This window comes from Gordonia sp. ABSL11-1 (assembly GCF_030315685.1).
Taxonomy (GTDB): domain Bacteria; phylum Actinomycetota; class Actinomycetes; order Mycobacteriales; family Mycobacteriaceae; genus Gordonia.
Genome location: NZ_JASXSI010000026.1, coordinates 1 through 17,482, shown reverse-complemented (window position 1 = coordinate 17,482; position 17,482 = coordinate 1). Strand labels below are relative to the sequence as shown.

Here is a 17,482-nt window from a genome sequence, read left to right as displayed (position 1 = left end):
GCAAACGCGCACCACAGGGCTCACGGTGTTTTCACAGAATTAACGGCTCGACCCACGGATGGATCAGGCGGTGGGCCCCAACGTCTCGACGACGACCTGCGCGACCGCCTTCATCGTCGTCCGACGGTCCATGGCCGCACGCTGAATCCACTTGAACGCCTCGGGTTCCGACAACGACTGCTTCTCCATCAGAAGCCCCTTGGCACGCTCGACCAGTTTGCGCGTCTCGAGACGGTCTCCCAGGGTGGCGACCTCCTTCTCGAGGGCGGAGACCTCGTTGTAGCGGCTGACCGCCACTTCGATCGCCGGCACCAGGTCGGCCTTCGTGAACGGTTTGACCAGATACGCCATCGCCCCGGCGTCGCGGGCCTTCTCGATGAACTCACGCTGGCTGAACGCGGTGAGCATGACGACCGGCGCCAGCTTCTTCTCGGCGATCTCCGAGGCGGCGTCGATGCCGTCGCGGATCGGCATCTTCACGTCCATGATCACCAGGTCCGGGGTCAGCTGCTCCGTCAGCTCGACTGCGACCTGGCCGTTGGGGGCCTCCCCGACGACCTCATATCCCTCCTCGCGGAGCATCTCGATGAGATCCATCCGGATCAACGAGTCGTCCTCGGCCACGAGCACACGATGTGTCGTCACCTGCTCGCCCTCCGACGCCGCAACCCTGTCCGTCACCGTCACCATCCCCTCCTCCGCATCGACGTACCCGTGACCAGCACGATCCGTCACGAGCCGATGCGTGCAGAGTACCGGCTGGTCCGTCCGTCGGCCGATCATCTAGAGTGGACTGTCGCAGCCGCCACATCACGTGCGCGACTGCGGATGCCCTCGTAGCCCAATTGGCAGAGGCAACGGATTCAAAACCCGTCCAGTGTGAGTTCGAGTCTCACCGAGGGCACCATGAAACCCCTGTTCATCAGGGGTAATAGTGATGGTCAGGTCCCAGCCTCGGGCCTTCGACGAGGACGTCGGCGGGGCACCCGTTGTGCGTGACGCCGGCCCATGGCGCGGGCGCTGGTCAGGAGCACGCAACGTTCGAGGGCTTCATCCGTCGGCAGCAGCTTCCTGCCGCACGCGAGACGCGACCACGGGAGGCGACGACGACTCATCCGGCGCGGACACCCGCTCGGCCTCGTCTTCCTCGCCGCGCACTTCGGCAGCTCAGGCGCGATCGCCGGCGCGCTTCACCGCGATAATCCCGTCGCAACTTGAGTCGGGGCATTCCTTTGGCGCGTAAGGCTTTCCGCAGTCGCCAGTGAATCTGTCAGGTCGACCCGGACTCGTTCCGCCCGAACGCTTTCACGCTTACCCGTCATAGCCCCAATCCGCTTCTGTTCGAACGCTTCCCGCGTCGAAGTTCGTAGAAATCCGTCTCGTGCGGAGCTTGCGCCTTTCTCCGCGTTGTACTCGGAAAGCCATGCAACGGGCCTGATCTCGCGCCGGGACCCGACACCCTGCCACACGCGCCGACACCGGGTCACCGGTCGCGACCAACCGATCCGCCCACTCACGGAACTTCTCCCCGTCCCGTGACGTCGACGGCATCGACGCCCTCGTGCAGGGCGTCCCCACCGACCAGAAGAACCTTACCTCCCTCGCCGCCGCGCGGAAGGGGGATGTCAACCCAGCCTCACCGACGGCTGTGGTGGTGCCGGGGCGGGTTCGGACACGAAGGCCGCCGCGTGTACGCGCGCCCAAGAAGAGACGGCGCGCGCCCGTCGCCCGGTCAGCTCCCGCACCCCGTCGGAGACGGCGTCAAAGCCGCCGTCGCGCATGACGCCGAACGCTCCGCTGAGCTGGGTGCCCAACCACGAGGGCAGTCCGGCCCCGGCGAATCGCGGCGCAGCTTCTTCCGGCGTCAGGTCGTCGAACACGATGGTCTGCTTCGTTGCCGTCGCGATAGCGTCGGCGACCTGGGCGAACGTGACGGATTCCGGTCCGGTGAGATCGTAGGAGTCGCGGAGCACCTGATTGGCGAGTACCGCGCTCGCAGCGGACGCGGCGACGTCGCGGACATCGACCATCGCTGCCCGTGCGCCGCCGGTCGGTGCAGCGAGGTGACCGGTTGCCGCGACGCCGGGAGCAACCATGAGCAGATTGTCCAGGAAGAACGCCGGCCGTAGAAGAACGTGCGGCATTCCGCTATCGGCGAGTACGGCCTCGATTCTCCCGTGCCAGTCGAAGGCGGGCAGCGGCGACCCGGTGCGGGCGTGCATCGCTGACAGTTTCACGATGCGCCCCACACCGGCCCGCTTGGCAGCGGCGATGACTGCGCATTCGTGTGCGACTTTGTCCGGCCCGTCCGCTGATGTGAGGAAGATGCGGTCGATTCCACGCATGGCGGCCTCGACACTCTCCTCGTCATCGAAGTCGCCGAGAGCCACCTCGACGCTTCCACCCTGCCACCGGTGCATCAGTCTGGTGGCATCTCGCACGAAGAGTCGCGGCCGTACTCCGGCCGCGACGAGGTCGGCGGCCACGCGGGAGCCGACGTTTCCGGTGGCTCCGGTGATGAGAACTGTGCACATGTGCTTACTCCTCTGTTGATGTCTTGATTGACGGTGCGTGCGATGGCGATGAATACGTGTGCAGGGGTGGGATGTGGTGGGAAGGTTGGAGAATATCGTCGGGGTCCCACCGCGACTTGATCTCTCGGAGCATGCCGAAGTGTCGGTCGGTGAATGCCGTCGCAGTGAGTTCTGGCCGGGTCAGCAGGGTCAAGAAGGAACCGCCGGTGGCGCGTGAATGGCAGAGCCGATCCAGACGGTCGACCTGTGTGTCGACTGCGCTGCGGTCCGGGGTGAGGTATGGCGCCACGGCCAGGATCGAATAGGGAGTGCTCCGATGTCCGGCGGGCCCGGAATCCGAGGTCGTCTCGGCCATCGCGCCACCCCAATGTCGCAACTCGATGAACGCGTATGGTGCGCCGGCCGCCCGGCCCTCGCCGTTGACGACTTGGTCGATGAGATCATCATCGACGCTGTCGAACAAGTGGACAAGCTGTCGATGGGGCATCGGCGGTGCATCCGGGCCGTTGGTGGCCGCGCTCGCCTCGGCGAAATCGCGCTCGGCAAACCCATCGTGGAGTGCGGGTCCGGCCACTTTCAGCACCGCGTCGAGTTGGTTGCGGCCCTCGCGCTCGTCGCAGAGTGCGAACGCGCGCAGCGCGACCACCTGGCGTCCTCGCGCAGCCGCCGGAATCGCCGGCGCGGGAGGCAACCGCATCAGCAGTACTGCCGTGTTCATGCCGTCGGGCTCGTCGAGCGACCAGTCACGATAGGCGCGGAAGATGTCTGCGGCGCGCTCGACGGGATAGAACGACATTCCGGCGAATACGCGCCGGGCGGGAAACAGCCGGAAGGTGAGCGAGGTGACGATGCCGAAATTGCCGCCGCCGCCTCGGATCGCCCAGTGGAGATCGGCGTGGCGATGACGGTCGACGGTGACAATATCTCCTGTGGCGGTGACGATCTCGGCTTCCAAGGCACTGTCTGCCGCGTATCCGTACGTACGTGACAACCACCCGGAGCCGCCACCGAGGGTGTACCCGGTCACGCCCACCGTTGCGCACCGACCCGAAAGCGATCCGAGACCGTGTGTTGCCGATGCGCGGTTGACGTCGTTCCAGGTCGCCCCGGGTCCCACGGTCGCGAGCATCCGCTCGGTGTCGATGTGCACGTCGTTCATCGACGACAGGTTGATGAGCAGACCGGAAGTGGCCGACGTCAGCGTGCCGTGCCCGGTGGCTTGCACATGCAGCGGCACTCCGAGTTCTCGGGCGGTTCGCAGGGCTGCCTGCACATCTCCGCGGTCGTTGGTCATTGCCACAGCGTCCGGTGACATTGTCACGGTGCGATTCCATCCCAGGCGTGCGGCGTCGTAACCACGATCGGTGGGTGCGACGACCGGGCAGTCGACTTGCGCTGTCAGTCGGCCGATCAGTGTCGGCGGATGATCCGTTGTTGCGTCGGTACTCATGGAGAACAGGAGAACAGCGACGCTACCCGAATCGGATGTGGTCTGGATGCGGTGATGGGGTGACACTGGTGGTGTGACTGTGATCGGCGTGCTGGGAGGCACACGCGTCGTCGATACCGCGGACTGGGCGAATGCGGCCGGGGAGCCACGACTGGCGCTCGAACGCAAGGCGCGTGCGGTGTTGACGTTGCTCGCGCTACACGCCCCGGCCGCGCTGTCGGTGGCCGAAATCGCCGATGTGTTGTGGGACGATTCGCCACCCTCGGTGCCCAAGTCCGTGCGCGCCCACATCTCGCGGATCAGGCAGGCACTGGTCCACTCCGGGCTCAGTGACTCGATCGTCACCATGGGAAGCGGCTATCGCCTGGACGCTGTCACCGACGTAGGTGAGATCCGTCGGTTGCGGGCGCAGGCGCGGGGCTTGTCCTCCGCCGAAGCAGACTCTGCCGCACAGCTTCTCGAAATCGCCCGAGCCTACTGGCGGGGTGATCCCGAACTTCCCGCGACACGTGCCGGGCAGGCGTTGCTGGTCGGCTGGCAGCACGAACGGGCGCAACTGGTGCGCGAATACCTGGCGTCGGTCGCGCGAGGCAGCCAACCGGGCCGCGCTCTCGGAGAACTGGCCGCGATCACGTCATCCGATCCGTTGGATGAGTCCTCATGGGTCGACTATGTCGTCGCGCTGAGTCGTTCGAACCGGCAAGCGCAAGCGTTGGCCGCTGTGTCCCGCGCGCGCCGCGCCCTGCTCGACGTGGGACTCGATCCGGGATCCGCACTGGCCGCTGCGCATGCGCGTGTGCTGAGCGGGCTGGAACCGCCCGCTCAGCCGGCCGCAGATCGAGGCCGGGTCGCGCAGTCTCCCCGGTACACCCTCGATGGTGTCACTGCCTACCTTGAGCTTTCGGGGTCCGGGCCCGATGTCCTGCTGCTCAACCCGGCCATGATCACGATCGACGGAATCCTTGACGAGCCACATGTGCGTGCCGCCCACGAGGAACTCGCCGCTGTGACCCGCCTGGTCTGCCTCGACCGACGCGGAGTCGGATTGTCCGAACCACTCGGCCGGCGATCGCCGCTCGACTGCTGGGTTCACGACATAGAGAATGTGGTCGAGTGCGCCGGCCTCGAGAAGCCCTTCCTGGTCGCCAACTTCGACACCGGACTGATCGCTATCGAGTATGCGGCACAACACCCGGCAGACGTGGCGGGCTGCGTGCTGATCAACTGCTATGCCCGCTACCGGCGAGGTCGTGACTACCCGCATGGTCTCGATCCGGTGACGGCGCGGGATCTCATCGATGAGACGGTCGATCCGACACGAACCCAGCTTGTCGACACCGCATCGCTGGTGGCACCGAGTCTGGCGGCCGACGCCGGGTTCCGCACTTGGTGGGAACGGATCGGTCGTCGTGGGGCGGGTCCGGGGACTGCGCGCGCGATCAGAATGGCCGCGACAACCATCGACCTTCGACATAGATTGTCCGACATCGAGACGCGCGTCCTGATAGTGCATCGACGGGCCTGCACCAACGTAGACCCGGGGCATAGTCGATATCTGGCCGCTCATCTGCCGAACGCGACTCTTCAGCTCGTCGACGGCGTCGACGCGGTGTGGTTCGCCGCTGCGAATCCCGTGATCGGTCACGCGAGGGACTTCATCCTCACGTGAGGACAGTCAAACTCGTGGGTGCCGCACTACGCCATTCCCGGCCGCGATGGCAATCGCAGCTCATTCGGAGGATTCTCCGACCATCCGGTGCGGCGCGCCAGGTATCCTGTCGCATCGACTCCGATACGCGTCGATCCCTATGTGCACGATCGGCCGACACCGCCCTCAGGACAGATCCGGATTCCGCTGAGTGATCTGCCGAAGGATCGCCACGCCGATGAGACAGGCGGACAGCACGACTTGCGCCCGGGGTGGGGTTCGATCGTTGAGTAGCCATTGGGTGGCGATGGTGGTCGTTGCCCCCAGGACGCCCAGCGCCACGAGTTGCATCTCTGTCGGCGACATGCCGCTGCTCGCGAATGCCTGTGCGCCGAGTGCTTCGATCGACTCAGCAAAGCGGCGGGTTTGCCCACGGTAAGACTCGGTGACCTTTGGACTGATTCCGGTGACTTCCAGCAGCGTGATGCGCGCGCGCTCCGGGTACGCAGCAATCGCGGCGAAGTAGGCCTCGATTGCGGCACGTAGACGAGATTCGTCATCCGGCGGCGCCTCCGCAACGGCTCCAACCAGCAGGGCCTGGACCTCGTCGGCGCAGCGCAGGTAGCACGCGATGAACAACTCCTCACTGTCGGAGAAGGATTCGTAAAAATACCGCTTCGTGAGCCGAGCGTGCCGACACAGAATTTCCACTGTCGCCGCCCGGTACCCAAGTGTGCCGAAGACCTCGATGCCCGCCGTGATCAATCGCTCGCGTCGCTCGGCCGCACGCTGCGCTGCCGGTGTGCCGCCATACCTTCGCGCCGGGGGAACTGTCGACATCGCGTCGACCCTATCGCATTGACACCGCCCAGTTCCTGTTTAAAACTGACACTACGCAGTCTCAGAATTCGTCCATGGGAAGGAACCAAAGGAATGACACCGTTGGACTATCGGTTCATCACCGTCAACGGAATTCGAACTCGCGTACTACAAGGAGGCGATCCCGGAGCATCCGAGGCAGCGGTCTTTCTCCACGGAGCGCCTGGAAGCGCCGATGCCTGGCGTGCGCTGTTGAGTGACGTCGCCGCGATCGGCCGGGTGGTCGCCTTCGATCTGCCCGGTTACGGAGAAGCTGACCGCCCCGATGACTTCGGCCACACCGTGGCCGACTACGCCACCTACATCGGCTCTGTCATCACGGCGTTGGGAATTCACCGGGTACATCTGGTGATGAACGACATCGGTGGAAGTGGCCTGGCGTGGGCGGTCGATCATCCGGACGCCTTCGCGAGTTCGGTGCAGCTCGATACCGGGATCATCAACCAGATGCGGGCCTGGCATCCCGTCGGCCGGCTGTTTCGGACGCCGGGCATCGGAGCGCTTGCCGAACGGTTCGGACGCCTGGCGATCCAGCCGATAATGGCGCATTACGACGTGGTCCCCCGCGCTACGGTTCGCGGATGGAAAGCCGAGTTCGACCGCGGGCAACGTCGTGCGCTCCACCGCATGTACAAGGCCAACCCCGTCGACGTCGGAGCACCCTTCATCGAACCGCTATCACGATTGAGCCGTCCCGCACTCGTGATTTGGGGTGGTCACGACAAATTCGTACCAGTCGGCAAGGCGGACCAGCGAGTCGCATTCCCGGAGGCGAAGGTCGTGATCCTGCCCGCGAGCGGCCACTACCCGCATCTCGACGATCCCGAGAGCGTACGCGCCCACGTCATACCGTTCCTGCGACAGCACCTGAACCGCGGCAACGATATTCACACCGATTCACGCTGATCTTGGCGGACTGGGCTTGACGCGCTGATGGCCACGATCACACCGGTTCGCAGCGCATCCGAACGCGATCAAAGCGATGCAGGAAATCTGCAACGCCGAGGACGAAGCCCCACGCCCGAACCGCGGCCACCAAGTTCGAACAGGCATATGGGGGCCAAGTACCGAAAGCAGTGGCCAAGATCATCGACGACCTCGACGTGTTGCCGGAGTTCTACCGGTATCCGGCCGAGCGCTGGGTGCATCTGCGCACCACACACCCGATCGAGTCCACCTTCGCGACCGTCCGGTTGCGCACCAAGGTCACCAAAGGCCGCGGATCTCGCGCCGCAGATTTGGCGATGGCCTGCAGGCTTTTCGAAGCCGCCCAGTCGACATGGCGGGCAGTCAACGCACCCACCTCGTCGCGCTCGTCCGAGCCGGCGCCACCTTCAACAAGGGCAAACTCGTCGAACCCAACACCACTCCAGACACCGAGGAGGCCACCTGAGACTCGCTCATCCACAGGTCTTGACAATATCCCTCCGGAGTCGCGAGTTCTCGCAGGCCGACAACCGCGAGCGGCGGCGTCGCCGCCTGACGGTCGTCCTCGACGGCGGGTTCGATCTCGCCGCCGAGGTCGCCGAGATCTGCGCCCCGCTGGCCGAGGCGGTGGCCGGATCGCCGACGCCGCACACGCACCGGCTGGCCATGTCGGCTGTGAACGACGCGGTGGCCGAGGTCGTGTTCGTCGCCGTCGCGCTGCTGGCCGAGTCCGATGCGGCGCAGCGTACCGCGCACATTGCCGACCTGTCGGACCTTCGACGAGCCATGACCATGCTCACCGATCGGGCGCAGCGACCCGCCGCGCCCGTCGTCACCCTCGACGACCTCGACACAGGCGAGTGGTCGGCGGCGCTGGTCGCCTACGCCTCGCAGGTGAGTGACGATCTCGCCGCGCTGCTCGGGCGAGCTGTGAGACCGGGTGAGCGTCGCGGCCTCGACACCGCGAGCGAGCGCCTGGTCGACGTCCTGCGCGGCCTCGACGGCGCCGCCGGGGTCGTCCGAGCGCGGCGTCGAGCGGGCGCGGGAGGCGTCGACCTCGGCCAGCACCGCCCCGCCGCTCGACCCCGACGCCGAGCTGCGCAGGTTGGGGGATGGCGCTGTGACCTGCTGGGATTGCGGCGGCCCGTGCCTCACCTGGAAGGGCAGCGTTCACGGTGCGCGCTGCCGGGCGTGCGTCGACCGAGCTATCGGCCTCGACCGTGACCCGACCCGCGCCGAACGCCGGTCGGCCTACTTCACCGAGACCCGACGTCAGGAGATCCGACAATGACCACCCACCGTCGACAGGGCACAGCTCGCGGTCGCAGTTTCACGAGGCCGGGCACGCGGTGGCCGGATTCATCCACGGGCGCGAGATCGAGCGCGTTGGTCTGCTCGACGGCGACCCCGAGCACGCCGGTACCTGCGAGTTCGGCCACCACCCCGGCGGTGCCCCGCCGGTCCCCGTCTACGCCGGCACCGCTGCCGAGCTCGATCTCACCCGATGAGATCCGCTACGGTGGGGCCGTGAGACGAAATCAGAAGATCATCTCAAACACCAGTACAACGGCGGCCCACTCCACATACTCCTTGCCGACCGCCTACCGATGGCCACTCGGCGACACCGCCCACGCACGACTGCGTGATCGCGTGCTGAAGGTCACCGGAGTCGACCTGCTCCCCGACGACCGCACGTCCCAGCGGTACGGCGAGCTACTCAGCGCGGGTGATCCGACGGCCGAACGGTTTGTCGCCGAGACCTACCGCGGCGAGCTCGGCCCAGAGGCCGCCCGCGAACTGCTCGACCGCGCGCTCGACAAGGGAATCGATGCCGTCGACGACGCACCGCCCTCGATGCGCGATCTGTTCGTCGAGTTCGACTCGCTGCCCGACTGGGCCGAGCCGGAGCAGATCGCGGCCGGGGCCGCGGTGTGGCGACGATGGGCTTACGCACTCGGTGGTGTCGGCAACGCGGGCACGATGGACACCTACACCGAAGGATCTCTGGCAGTGCCGCTTTCGCTGGCCGGAGGTTACGCCGGCGAGCGTGCGCTGAATCGCTATCTCGAGACGAGTCGTTGGTGGATCGAGGTCTCGCGACCCGGTGCGATCCTCCGTCCGGGCAGTCTCGCCCGCGCCATCACCATGCGGGTTCGCGTGATGCACGTGTCCGTCCGTGCCGGGGTTCGTCGTCATGACGAGTGGGATGACGAACGGTGGGGTCTGCCGATCAGCCAGAGCGAGATGATGCTGACATTGCTCGGCGGCAGCGTCGGACCGGCGATGGGCCTGTACGGACTGGGGTACATCACGTCGAAGGCCGAACTCGAGTCATCGCTGGTGTTCAACCGGTACCTCGGATACCTGCTCGGTGTCCGCGTCGACGACATCTATCCGCGTACCATCTCCGACGGGCTTCGTCTGCTCTATCTGTTCGACGCCACGCGCTCGCACGATTCCGGCTCTGCCGGAGCCGAACTCGTCGAATCGTTCGTTCCGGGTTTCGCGCCGCGCCCTGACGCAGGTCGTCGTGACCGACTGCGCGCCTGGTATCACCTGCAGACCCAATCCGGTTATGCCCGGCTATTCATGCTGCCGCAGAACCGACGACGCTTCGATCTCCCCGGCGGATGGGTCGGCGTCGGACTGCTGCTCGCTCAGGTGCCGGCACGATTGATCGGCGAGGTCGTGCGTCGCATCGTTCCCGGCGTCGACACGCGACTCCAGGCGCGGTCGGTGGCCAATTGGGAACGTTGGCACGCCTGGCAATCCGAACGTCCGGCGGAATTCGCAGCGCCGTCGCAGTTGCGGCGGTGAGTGCGCTCCGCGCGCGGCGATGAGTTTCGGCGTCGGGCGATGTCTCTGTATCCGACAGCGCCCGAGAACGGGCACGCCGCACAGAGGAGGCACCCGATGCACACCATGATCTACGTCAACCTGCCCGTGGCCGACGTCGCCCGCTCACGTGCGTTCTTCACCGACCTCGGCTACACCTTCAACGAGGTGTTCTCCGACGACAAAACCATCTCGCTCGTCCTCGGCGAGAACATGATCGCAATGCTGCTGCAGCGCGACTACTTCGACACGTTTCACCCGGCCTCGACCGCGGATGCGACCACCACGAAGGAGTGCATCGTCTGCCTCGATGCCGAGAGTCGAGACGGCGTCGACGCACTCGTGGACCGCGCCGTCGCGGCCGGTGCCACGGCGGGCGACACCGAGAATCATGGGTTCATGTACGGGCGCAGCTACAGCGACCTCGACGGCCACTCGTGGCAGATCATGTGGATGGATCCCGCGGCAGCAGCCGGAGCCGAGCCGGTGCAGGGCGCCGCCGAGGGCTGAGCGCTGCGGTCAGACCGACACCGCGCCCAGGGTTGCCGTATGGTCCGCAGGCCGGACCATATGGCAACCTCTCTGTCGGCGCGGGCTGTCGTGATCAGTGGATCGGTTCGGGATCGGGATCGCGGTGCGCAGACGCCGCCGACGTGGGTGACAGATCGGCGGCGAGCAGGTCCACCGTCGGCTCGCGGGTGATCAGTTTGTGTCCCCACCACAGGCCCAGGAACACGATCAGGGCGCGTAGCCGTCAGCCCAGCTTCAGATTCGCGGCGCTGCCGCCCCGGATCGCGCTGAGGTTCTGGCAATGACGGCCACGCACATCAACAGCGCGATGATCGGACCGGCAGGATACAGCCACGCCTTGTAGGGCGCGACGTCCAGATCACGGCCCTGCAGATTCCACGCCCGACGGAAACGGTGGTGTGCCCAGGCGATTCCGATCCAGGTGATGAATCCGGCGACCGACGACGCGGTGACCAACCATACGTACGCACGGCCATCGCCCACCTTGCTGGCCGAGAAGCAGAGTGCGCCGATGGCTGCAGTGGCGGCCACCGCCATCACCAGCACGCCCGACCGCGTGACCCACGAGAAGATGCGCGGTGCACTGCGTTCCACGGACAGGACGTACAGCGCGCGGGTGGCGGCGAACGGACTCGCGTTGCCCGCCGGCAGGATCGCGATCAGGATGACGGCGTTCATCATCGATGCCGCGACCGTGATACCGGCCCGGGAGAACACGAGACTGAACGGTGCGATCGCGATGTTCTGCTCGGAGGCGTTCAACAGGTTCGGATCCGTGTACGGGATCAGGAAGGCGATGATCGTCAGCGTTCTCACGTAGAACAGCAGATCTGCACGAACACGGTGCGGACCGCGCGGGGAATGGCGGTCTTCGGCTCGTCGGCCTCCCCTGCGGCGACCGCGATCATCTCGGTGCCCTGGAAGGCGAAACCGGCGATCAGGAGAACGACAGCATGCCGACCGGCCAGTCGACGAACTGGGCGTCGCCGACGGTCCAGTTGTTGAATCCCGGCGAGGGCATGTCGCCGACGACGCCCAGCACCAGGAGCACACCCACGCCCAGGAAGACCACCGCGATGACCTTGGTGGTGGCGAACCAGAACTCGGCCTCCCCGAATGCCTTGACCGCGAACAGGTTGAGGGCGAGCAGACCGCCGAGGAACACCACCGACCAGATGCACGACGGCACGTCGGGCAGCCAGTACTTCATGATCAGCCCGGCGGCGACCAGCTCGGCAGCGAGGGTAATCGACCAGTTGAGCCAGTAGTTCCACCCGGCAGCGAACCCGAAAGACTTGCTGACGAACCGCTTTCCATACTCCTCGAACGGATTGCTGCACGGGATGTACGCCGACATCTCGCCCAGACTCTGTATGAGGAAGAACACCATGGCACCCATGAGGCAGGTACGCGGTGATGGCGCCGCCCGGGCCGGCGTCGGCGATGGCGCCGCCCGGGCCGGCGTCGGCGATGGTCGCACCGGACGCCACGAAGAGTCCGGTGTCGATGGCGCCGCCCAAACGCGAGCATGCTGATGTGACGGCTCTGCTGATGTGACGGCTCTGGAGATGTGACGGCTCTGGAGTCCCTTGCGCAGCGACTCGTCGGGAGTGATTCCCAGAAGAGCGGACACCCGCAGAGTCTAACGGCGAATGCGTGAGGTGGCCGGGCGTTCGGTGGGTGCGAGTCGAGGTGGTCAGGTTGCCCGATGGTCCGCCGAGCGAGCCGAACAGCAGCCTGGGGTACTGGCGGTGTCTAGTCCGAGGCGGTGGCGTCGACCCGTCCGCGCTCCGACCTCCGCGGCCACCATCCCAGAAAACCGGCGAACAAGGCCCAGACCACCAACACCGGCTGGAAGAACAACCGGATCAGCCGCTGGGTGTCGGTGTCCAGGCCGAAGGCGTCGATGTGTGCGACGTACTGATGGACGTTGCCGGGGAACACCGCGACGAAGAACACCGCGACCACCAGCGACACGATCGCCCGATATCGAGGTAGCGCGATGAGTGCCAGACCGAGCGCGATCTCGACGACCCCGGAGACGAGCACCACGAAGTCCTTGTCCAGTGGCACCCAGTCGGGCACCTGGGCCTGGAACTCGGCGCGCTGTGCGGTGAGGTGGCCGATACCGGCCACAATCAACACGATGCCGAGCAGGATGCGTGCGATCACTCGGCCCCGCGGCTGCCGGGTGTCGTCGGGCCGCGGGAGCGTTGTCATCTCACTCCCCGACCGGCTGCTCGCCCATGCGCCCGACGCCCCAGCTGCGTTCGATGTAGCCGACGACACGCTGGACGGCATCGGCGGGCACACCGTCGACGGCCCCGTCCTCCAGCGGATCGGCATGGAAGATGTAGAGCCGCGAGGCGAACTGCTCGAACGGGAGTGAACCCTCGCCCGGACGTTCCCCGTTGCCCGCGGTGCCGACGACCACCGAGTCGCCCCAGTCCTGGCCGCTGTCGTTGTTCGGGTTGAAGAAGTAGACGCGGATGTCGCCGTTCGTGTCCGGCGCGACCCTGAGGATGGTGATCGCGTGCCAGCCGACATAGCGAGCGGCGCTGTCGGTGACGGCGACACCGGCCGGCTGCGGATGGATCAATGGCTGGTGCCCGTTGTGGTCTGGGTGGTACGCGGCATAGAACTGCCGGATGAAGTCGTCGAGATCGATGAGATCGCCCGTCTCGACATCGACGTTGATGCGGAAGCCACGCGCCGACCACCAACCGTGGAACTCCGGGTTCACCCACCGGTGCGGATCGCCCGGTCGGTCAGCGCAGCGGCGGACCATCTCGGCGTAGATGCGATCCAGGTGGGGCACCACCAGGAGGGACACCGGATCGAGATCGATGGGATCGGCGTTCGCCACCCCTCCGACGCTCTTCACCGACGAGATCGGCTGTCCCTCGAAGTGGGCGATCACCTCGTCGTCGCGCGCCGCCCACGCCACCACCTGCGTCAGGTAATCGGGATCGTTGTATGCCCACATCGACAACGCGCGCGCCGACTGACAGGTGGGGTTGTCGCCCTGACCGACCCCCAGCGGCTGGCCCAGCATCGAGAGCAGACCACCGAGTAGGAGTGCCTCGGGTTCGACCGCCGGTCCGAAAGCAGAGTGCAGCCGCTCGCGAACCGTGGGCGAGAGTTTCAGCGACAATTGGCGCCACAAGGACGGCACGACCGGCGGCTGGTAAAGGGTTCCGCGGTCGAGCAGCAGCGACAGTCCGTACACGCACTGCGCGCTGTGCGGATGCACGGTGCGAAGGATCAACTCGTGCACCAGATCGGGATACCGCAGCAGACAGGTGCGGCCCACCTCCGACACTCCGAGTGCCTCCGGTAGCAGGTGCACGTTCTCGTCGACCAGGTACCCGATGAGCGTGGCGTGATAGGCGGACACCAGCCCGGTGTCGTGCATGGCACGGGCGAGTCCGCGCGCCTCGAACTCCAGCCCCTCGGCATCCATTGCGGCCAGCCTCGACAGGTAGAGGTCGACACCGGGGTCGTCGCGACACGCCTCCGTCGGCCCGAACAGGGCGGTGGTGAGCCGGTCGAGGCCCTGTGCCGAGGTGCCGAGGTCGACGTCGGATTCGTTGCGATAGACGGCGATCCGCGTGATCATCGCCTTCACATGATCGACCTGGATGGGCCGTTGCCGCAGGATGCGCCAGATCTCGTCGACGAGTTGATCGAGCACGTCACCGAGTCCGATCTGCTCGACGATGTAGGCGAACACCGTGCGGCTCAGCGTGGACGTCTTCCCCTGCTGCACCCGCTCGGCTTCCGAGGGCGCACTCAGCAGCAACTCGAGGTTCATGGCCAGGATCTGCGACAGGAACCGTCGCGCATCGTCCGCGGACATGTCGGGACGAGCGTGATCACCGATCGCGATGGCCAGGATCCGGAGTTCGCTGGTCACCTCGAGGACCACGGTGTCAACGTGTTCGCTGCGCAGACTTCCCCCGGCGAGCGCCGGGATCAGGATGTCGGGCTGGTCCCAGTCCGTACCCGCGAACACACCGGCCGCATCGAGTTCGGCAGCGCGACGGCAGATCTCGGCGCAGCCTCCGTCACGCGACAACACACGACGCAGCGAGTCCAGCACCCGGCGCACCTTGCCGGACTTCGCGTAGTCGGGCGCATCCCGCATCGCGGCGACGGCATGGTCGAGTTGATCCAGCCGTGAGGCAAGAGCCTTATCGGCGTCGGCCGACGACGACACGAGCACCTCGCTGTCCTGGTCGTCGACCGTCTCGGGTTCGACGATGTCCCCGGCGGCGCTCATACGTAGAAGTCAAGCTCTTCCTGCTCTTTCAACAGGTCCCGCATCCGGTAGGGATCCTCACCGAAGAAGTACAGCAGACCCCAGTGAGTCCCGAAGGCCGTGCGCTTGGTGACCGTCTCCTCGACGGGCGGTGCGAGATCGTGGGTTTCGTAGTAGTCGTCGTCGGCGGTCGCCTCGGGGATCTCGAGGTGCGACACCACCCGTCGGCGCGGATAGACGCCGAAGCAACCGGCGACACCGGCCGCGTCGACGACCTCGCGCGGGAAGAAGGCGTCGATCTCCTCCTCGGTGGTCTTCGGGTCGAAGGCGAGGACGAGGGCCTGATACGCATTGAATCCGTATGCGCGCTCGAGCAATTCGAACACCTTGAAGCCCGGCGGGCGGTATGCCACTTCCCCGAAATACATCTCGCCGTCGTTGGTGACGAAGTACTCCGGATGAACGAAGCCGAAGTCGATGTCGAAGGTCTTGATCAACTTCTCGATCTGCGCGGTGATCTGCGGTCGGTACTTCTCGAGTTCCGGTGTGGCGGGGACGAACACCGAGTAGCCGAGAGTGACGTACTCGGAGATGTTGAGGAACTTGATCTTCCCGTTGTGAATCCACGCTTCGACTGCGAACTCCCAACCGTCCAGATGAGATTCCATCAGGACCGGGAACTCTTCGTCGGGGATCGAGTCCACCTCGTCTGGCGTCCGGATGACGCGGTGCCCGAGACAGCCCGCCTTGTCGAAGGCCTTCAGGTGGATCGGGTCATTGGGGTCGCCGTCGAGCTTCAACAGGGTCTGGTTGACGCGTCGCAGGAAGCGGATCACGTCTTCACGATCGTGTGCCTCCTCGAAGATGCCCACCCGGATCCCGCCCAGCTGCGCCCGACGTTTCATCAGCGCCTTGTCCCGCAACAACATCGCCTGACCGAACAGCCGCGGCTTGTTCATCAGCACCGAGTTGATCGCGCCGGCCCACTCGACAGTCTCCTCGAACAGCGGGATCGCGACGTCGACGCCTCTGTCCTGCAAGGTCTCGGCGATCTCCAGGGATCGATCGTTCAGACGTTCGAAGTTCCACGGCAGGTATGGGATGTCGTGTTCCGAGCAGTATTCCTCAGCCCATTCGGGTGCGACCACGACGTATCGTCGGTCGAATCGGTCGAGGGCCTCGATGGCCCCGAGACTCCAACCGAGCAGGGCCACATAGCCCTTGTCCAGGTCTTTTGGCGACTTCGTGGCCGACTTGGTGGGTGTTGTCATGCATGTCCTCTCGCTCAGGTCGTGCGCGGTTCATGCGATCTCTGGTCCCTCCCAACGGTACAGAGTCGGATTTTCGGCGTCTCGACGCTGTGTTCCGGTGGGGTGCTTCACCACCGTGTTCCGGTGATGTGTTTCAGTGCATCGCGCGGGGGAACACTCGTCACGGCACAACCACACGAAAACCCCACGCGGAGGGGCGGAACATGGCGATCACCACGGGCGACACCAGTGCAGTGGAACACCTCGCAGGGCACGACCGAGGGGCATGCCCGCGAGAAACGGACGTCGGAGTTCACCTTCGACGGTCAGAAATTCAACGCGAGCAAAGACGACCCCTACTGGATCGTCGAATCGTCGAAGACCGGCGCGAAGGCCGCTCACAAGGAGTCGTCGCTGACGAAGAAGTGAGACGCGGGGTCGACGTCCGCGAGGTCTAGAGTCGACACGTCATCGAATCATCCCCGGCGTGCCCATGGAGGTCTCATGCGTCTCACCAAGCACACCCACGCCACCGTCACCCTGACGAAAGGCGACACGACACTCCTGATCGACCCGGGCACGTTCACCCCGAACGCCGCCGAGTTGCTGGCCTCGGCAGATGCGGTGCTGATCACCCACGAGCACTTCGATCATTTCGATGCCGAGAAGATCGTCGGTGCGATGAAAGACCGTGCCGGACTTCACCTGTACGGGCCCGCCTCGATCGCAGGCGCATTGTCCGACGTTGCCGACAGGGTCCACGCGGTGGCGAGCGGCCGATCGTTCGACATCGCCGGGTTCGCCGTCGAGACCTTCGTCGCCGACCATGCCGTCATCCATCCGGAAATCCCACTGGTCGACAACGTCGGATTCCTCATCGACGGAACCGTCTTCCACCCCGGCGATGCGTACCTGAACCCCGGCCGCCCGGTCGAGACGCTCCTGCTGCCGGTCAGCGGTCCGTGGATCTCGACCGAACAGGCGATCGACTACGTGCGCGCACTCGCACCCGACCGGAGCATCGCCATCCATGACGTGATGCTCAGTGACACCGGGAAGGCATCGACCGGCATGTTCCTGGGCGCCGACTCGCTGACCGGGACACCACTCGACGTCCTCGAACTGGGTGAGAGCCGTGACCTTTGAGGGCTTCCCGGAGGCCGCTCT

Annotated in this window: 19 protein-coding genes, 1 tRNA gene and 2 pseudogenes; 11 read left to right on the top strand and 11 right to left on the bottom strand. The window is 65.7% G+C overall.

The annotated features are described in order from the left end of the window. Positions 1 to 63: 63 nt before the first annotated feature. Complete coding sequence (locus QSJ19_RS22345; protein ID WP_286323252.1) at positions 64 to 690, bottom strand: ANTAR domain-containing response regulator; 627 nt, start codon at positions 688 to 690, stop codon at positions 64 to 66. 140 nt (positions 691 to 830) lie between these two features. Between QSJ19_RS22345 and QSJ19_RS22340 the strand changes: the two genes are divergently transcribed. Then, positions 831 to 907: transfer RNA gene (locus tag QSJ19_RS22340), tRNA-Leu, on the top strand. A 718-nt stretch (positions 908 to 1,625) separates the two neighbouring features. Here QSJ19_RS22340 and QSJ19_RS22335 read toward each other — a convergent pair. Then, on the bottom strand, positions 1,626 to 2,534 hold the full coding sequence (locus QSJ19_RS22335) for an NAD(P)H-binding protein (protein WP_286323199.1): 909 nt from the start codon (positions 2,532 to 2,534) through the stop codon (positions 1,626 to 1,628). Between the two features lie 4 nt (positions 2,535 to 2,538). Further along, complete coding sequence (locus QSJ19_RS22330; protein ID WP_286323251.1) at positions 2,539 to 3,849, bottom strand: FAD-binding oxidoreductase; 1,311 nt, start codon at positions 3,847 to 3,849, stop codon at positions 2,539 to 2,541. 208 nt (positions 3,850 to 4,057) lie between these two features. Here QSJ19_RS22330 and QSJ19_RS22325 point away from each other — a divergent pair, with 208 nt between their 5' ends. Further along, the gene (locus QSJ19_RS22325; protein ID WP_286323198.1) at positions 4,058 to 5,653 is read left to right on the top strand and encodes a bifunctional AfsR/SARP family transcriptional regulator/alpha/beta hydrolase; all 1,596 of its coding nucleotides are present in this window, start codon (positions 4,058 to 4,060) and stop codon (positions 5,651 to 5,653) included. 165 nt (positions 5,654 to 5,818) lie between these two features. Here QSJ19_RS22325 and QSJ19_RS22320 read toward each other — a convergent pair whose 3' ends face one another. Continuing rightward, on the bottom strand, positions 5,819 to 6,472 hold the full coding sequence (locus QSJ19_RS22320; RefSeq protein WP_286323197.1) for a TetR/AcrR family transcriptional regulator: 654 nt from the start codon (positions 6,470 to 6,472) through the stop codon (positions 5,819 to 5,821). Between the two features lie 93 nt (positions 6,473 to 6,565). Here QSJ19_RS22320 and QSJ19_RS22315 point away from each other — a divergent pair, with 93 nt between their 5' ends. The 6 genes and pseudogenes from QSJ19_RS22315 (at position 6,566) to QSJ19_RS22290 (ending at position 10,783) form a co-directional block, all read left to right on the top strand. Further along, positions 6,566 to 7,417 (top strand): alpha/beta fold hydrolase, encoded by an 852-nt coding sequence (locus QSJ19_RS22315; RefSeq protein ID WP_286323196.1) that lies wholly within the window; start codon positions 6,566 to 6,568, stop codon positions 7,415 to 7,417. Between the two features lie 49 nt (positions 7,418 to 7,466). Next, positions 7,467 to 7,904, top strand: a pseudogene (locus tag QSJ19_RS22310) (transposase); the annotation flags it as partial. 20 nt (positions 7,905 to 7,924) lie between these two features. Beyond that, positions 7,925 to 8,662 carry a hypothetical protein gene (locus tag QSJ19_RS22305; protein ID WP_286323195.1) on the top strand — a complete coding sequence of 246 codons (738 nt, stop codon included), beginning with the start codon at positions 7,925 to 7,927 and terminating at the stop codon, positions 8,660 to 8,662. Between the two features lie 125 nt (positions 8,663 to 8,787). Then, entirely contained in the window at positions 8,788 to 8,946 is a 159-nt protein-coding gene (locus tag QSJ19_RS22300) for a hypothetical protein (RefSeq protein ID WP_286323194.1), read from the top strand. Positions 8,947 to 9,028: 82 nt separating this feature from the next. Next, positions 9,029 to 10,255, top strand: coding sequence for an oxygenase MpaB family protein (locus QSJ19_RS22295; protein WP_286323250.1), 1,227 nt, complete (start codon positions 9,029 to 9,031; stop codon positions 10,253 to 10,255). Between the two features lie 96 nt (positions 10,256 to 10,351). Then, positions 10,352 to 10,783: a VOC family protein gene (locus tag QSJ19_RS22290; RefSeq protein ID WP_286323193.1), complete on the top strand. Its 432-nt coding sequence runs from the start codon at positions 10,352 to 10,354 to the stop codon at positions 10,781 to 10,783. Between the two features lie 94 nt (positions 10,784 to 10,877). Here the strand turns inward: QSJ19_RS22290 and QSJ19_RS27080 are convergent, their stop codons facing one another. Genes QSJ19_RS27080 through QSJ19_RS27065 form a run of 4 tightly spaced genes read right to left on the bottom strand, consistent with a single transcriptional unit; the run spans position 10,878 to position 12,203 of the window. Then, entirely contained in the window at positions 10,878 to 11,009 is a 132-nt protein-coding gene (locus QSJ19_RS27080) for a hypothetical protein (RefSeq protein WP_502876322.1), read from the bottom strand. A 29-nt stretch (positions 11,010 to 11,038) separates the two neighbouring features. Then, positions 11,039 to 11,620, bottom strand: a complete 582-nt coding sequence (locus QSJ19_RS27075; RefSeq protein ID WP_502876321.1) for an APC family permease — start codon at positions 11,618 to 11,620, stop codon at positions 11,039 to 11,041. Beyond that, the gene (locus QSJ19_RS27070) at positions 11,617 to 11,712 is read right to left on the bottom strand and encodes a hypothetical protein (protein WP_502876320.1); all 96 of its coding nucleotides are present in this window, start codon (positions 11,710 to 11,712) and stop codon (positions 11,617 to 11,619) included. The genes QSJ19_RS27075 and QSJ19_RS27070 overlap by 4 nt, the downstream gene beginning before the upstream one ends. Before the next feature lie 29 nt (positions 11,713 to 11,741). Further along, complete coding sequence (locus QSJ19_RS27065; RefSeq protein WP_502876319.1) at positions 11,742 to 12,203, bottom strand: amino acid permease; 462 nt, start codon at positions 12,201 to 12,203, stop codon at positions 11,742 to 11,744. A 17-nt stretch (positions 12,204 to 12,220) separates the two neighbouring features. On the opposite strand from QSJ19_RS27065, the gene QSJ19_RS27060 reads away from it, so the two are divergent. Further along, positions 12,221 to 12,361: a hypothetical protein gene (locus tag QSJ19_RS27060; RefSeq protein ID WP_502876318.1), complete on the top strand. Its 141-nt coding sequence runs from the start codon at positions 12,221 to 12,223 to the stop codon at positions 12,359 to 12,361. Between the two features lie 198 nt (positions 12,362 to 12,559). Here QSJ19_RS27060 and QSJ19_RS22280 read toward each other — a convergent pair whose 3' ends face one another. From QSJ19_RS22280 to QSJ19_RS22270, 3 genes are read right to left on the bottom strand one after another with little or no spacing between them, the layout of a single operon-like run. Further along, positions 12,560 to 13,024: a DoxX family protein gene (locus QSJ19_RS22280; RefSeq protein ID WP_286323192.1), complete on the bottom strand. Its 465-nt coding sequence runs from the start codon at positions 13,022 to 13,024 to the stop codon at positions 12,560 to 12,562. A gap of 1 nt (position 13,025) precedes the next feature. Then, positions 13,026 to 15,086, bottom strand: coding sequence for a hypothetical protein (locus QSJ19_RS22275; RefSeq protein ID WP_502876317.1), 2,061 nt, complete (start codon positions 15,084 to 15,086; stop codon positions 13,026 to 13,028). Further along, positions 15,083 to 16,336, bottom strand: coding sequence for an ATP-grasp domain-containing protein (locus QSJ19_RS22270; RefSeq protein ID WP_286323191.1), 1,254 nt, complete (start codon positions 16,334 to 16,336; stop codon positions 15,083 to 15,085). Before QSJ19_RS22270 ends, QSJ19_RS22275 begins: the two co-directional genes overlap by 4 nt. Positions 16,337 to 16,539: 203 nt before the next feature. On the opposite strand from QSJ19_RS22270, the pseudogene QSJ19_RS22265 reads away from it, so the two are divergent. Further along, a pseudogene (locus QSJ19_RS22265) lies at positions 16,540 to 16,744 on the top strand (hypervirulence associated TUDOR domain-containing protein). 75 nt (positions 16,745 to 16,819) lie between these two features. Further along, on the top strand, positions 16,820 to 17,461 hold the full coding sequence (locus tag QSJ19_RS22260; RefSeq protein ID WP_286323189.1) for an MBL fold metallo-hydrolase: 642 nt from the start codon (positions 16,820 to 16,822) through the stop codon (positions 17,459 to 17,461). Positions 17,462 to 17,482: the final 21 nt, after the last annotated feature.

Excerpts from the sequence above, each read along its gene's own strand:
- QSJ19_RS22345 (WP_286323252.1), bottom strand. The coding sequence starts at position 690 with ATGGTGACGGTGACGGACAGGGTTGCGGCGTCGGAGGGCGAGCAGGTG.
- QSJ19_RS22335 (WP_286323199.1), bottom strand. The coding sequence starts at position 2,534 with ATGTGCACAGTTCTCATCACCGGAGCCACCGGAAACGTCGGCTCCCGC.
- QSJ19_RS22330 (WP_286323251.1), bottom strand. The coding sequence starts at position 3,849 with ATGTCACCGGACGCTGTGGCAATGACCAACGACCGCGGAGATGTGCAG.
- QSJ19_RS22320 (WP_286323197.1), bottom strand. The coding sequence starts at position 6,472 with ATGTCGACAGTTCCCCCGGCGCGAAGGTATGGCGGCACACCGGCAGCG.
- QSJ19_RS22315 (WP_286323196.1), top strand. The coding sequence starts at position 6,566 with ATGACACCGTTGGACTATCGGTTCATCACCGTCAACGGAATTCGAACT.
- QSJ19_RS22290 (WP_286323193.1), top strand. The coding sequence starts at position 10,352 with ATGCACACCATGATCTACGTCAACCTGCCCGTGGCCGACGTCGCCCGC.
- QSJ19_RS27070 (WP_502876320.1), bottom strand. The coding sequence starts at position 11,712 with ATGATCGCGGTCGCCGCAGGGGAGGCCGACGAGCCGAAGACCGCCATT.
- QSJ19_RS27065 (WP_502876319.1), bottom strand. The coding sequence starts at position 12,203 with ATGGGTGCCATGGTGTTCTTCCTCATACAGAGTCTGGGCGAGATGTCG.
- QSJ19_RS27060 (WP_502876318.1), top strand. The coding sequence starts at position 12,221 with ATGGCGCCGCCCGGGCCGGCGTCGGCGATGGCGCCGCCCGGGCCGGCG.
- QSJ19_RS22280 (WP_286323192.1), bottom strand. The coding sequence starts at position 13,024 with ATGACAACGCTCCCGCGGCCCGACGACACCCGGCAGCCGCGGGGCCGA.
- QSJ19_RS22275 (WP_502876317.1), bottom strand. The coding sequence starts at position 15,086 with ATGAGCGCCGCCGGGGACATCGTCGAACCCGAGACGGTCGACGACCAG.
- QSJ19_RS22270 (WP_286323191.1), bottom strand. The coding sequence starts at position 16,336 with ATGACAACACCCACCAAGTCGGCCACGAAGTCGCCAAAAGACCTGGAC.
- QSJ19_RS22260 (WP_286323189.1), top strand. The coding sequence starts at position 16,820 with ATGCGTCTCACCAAGCACACCCACGCCACCGTCACCCTGACGAAAGGC.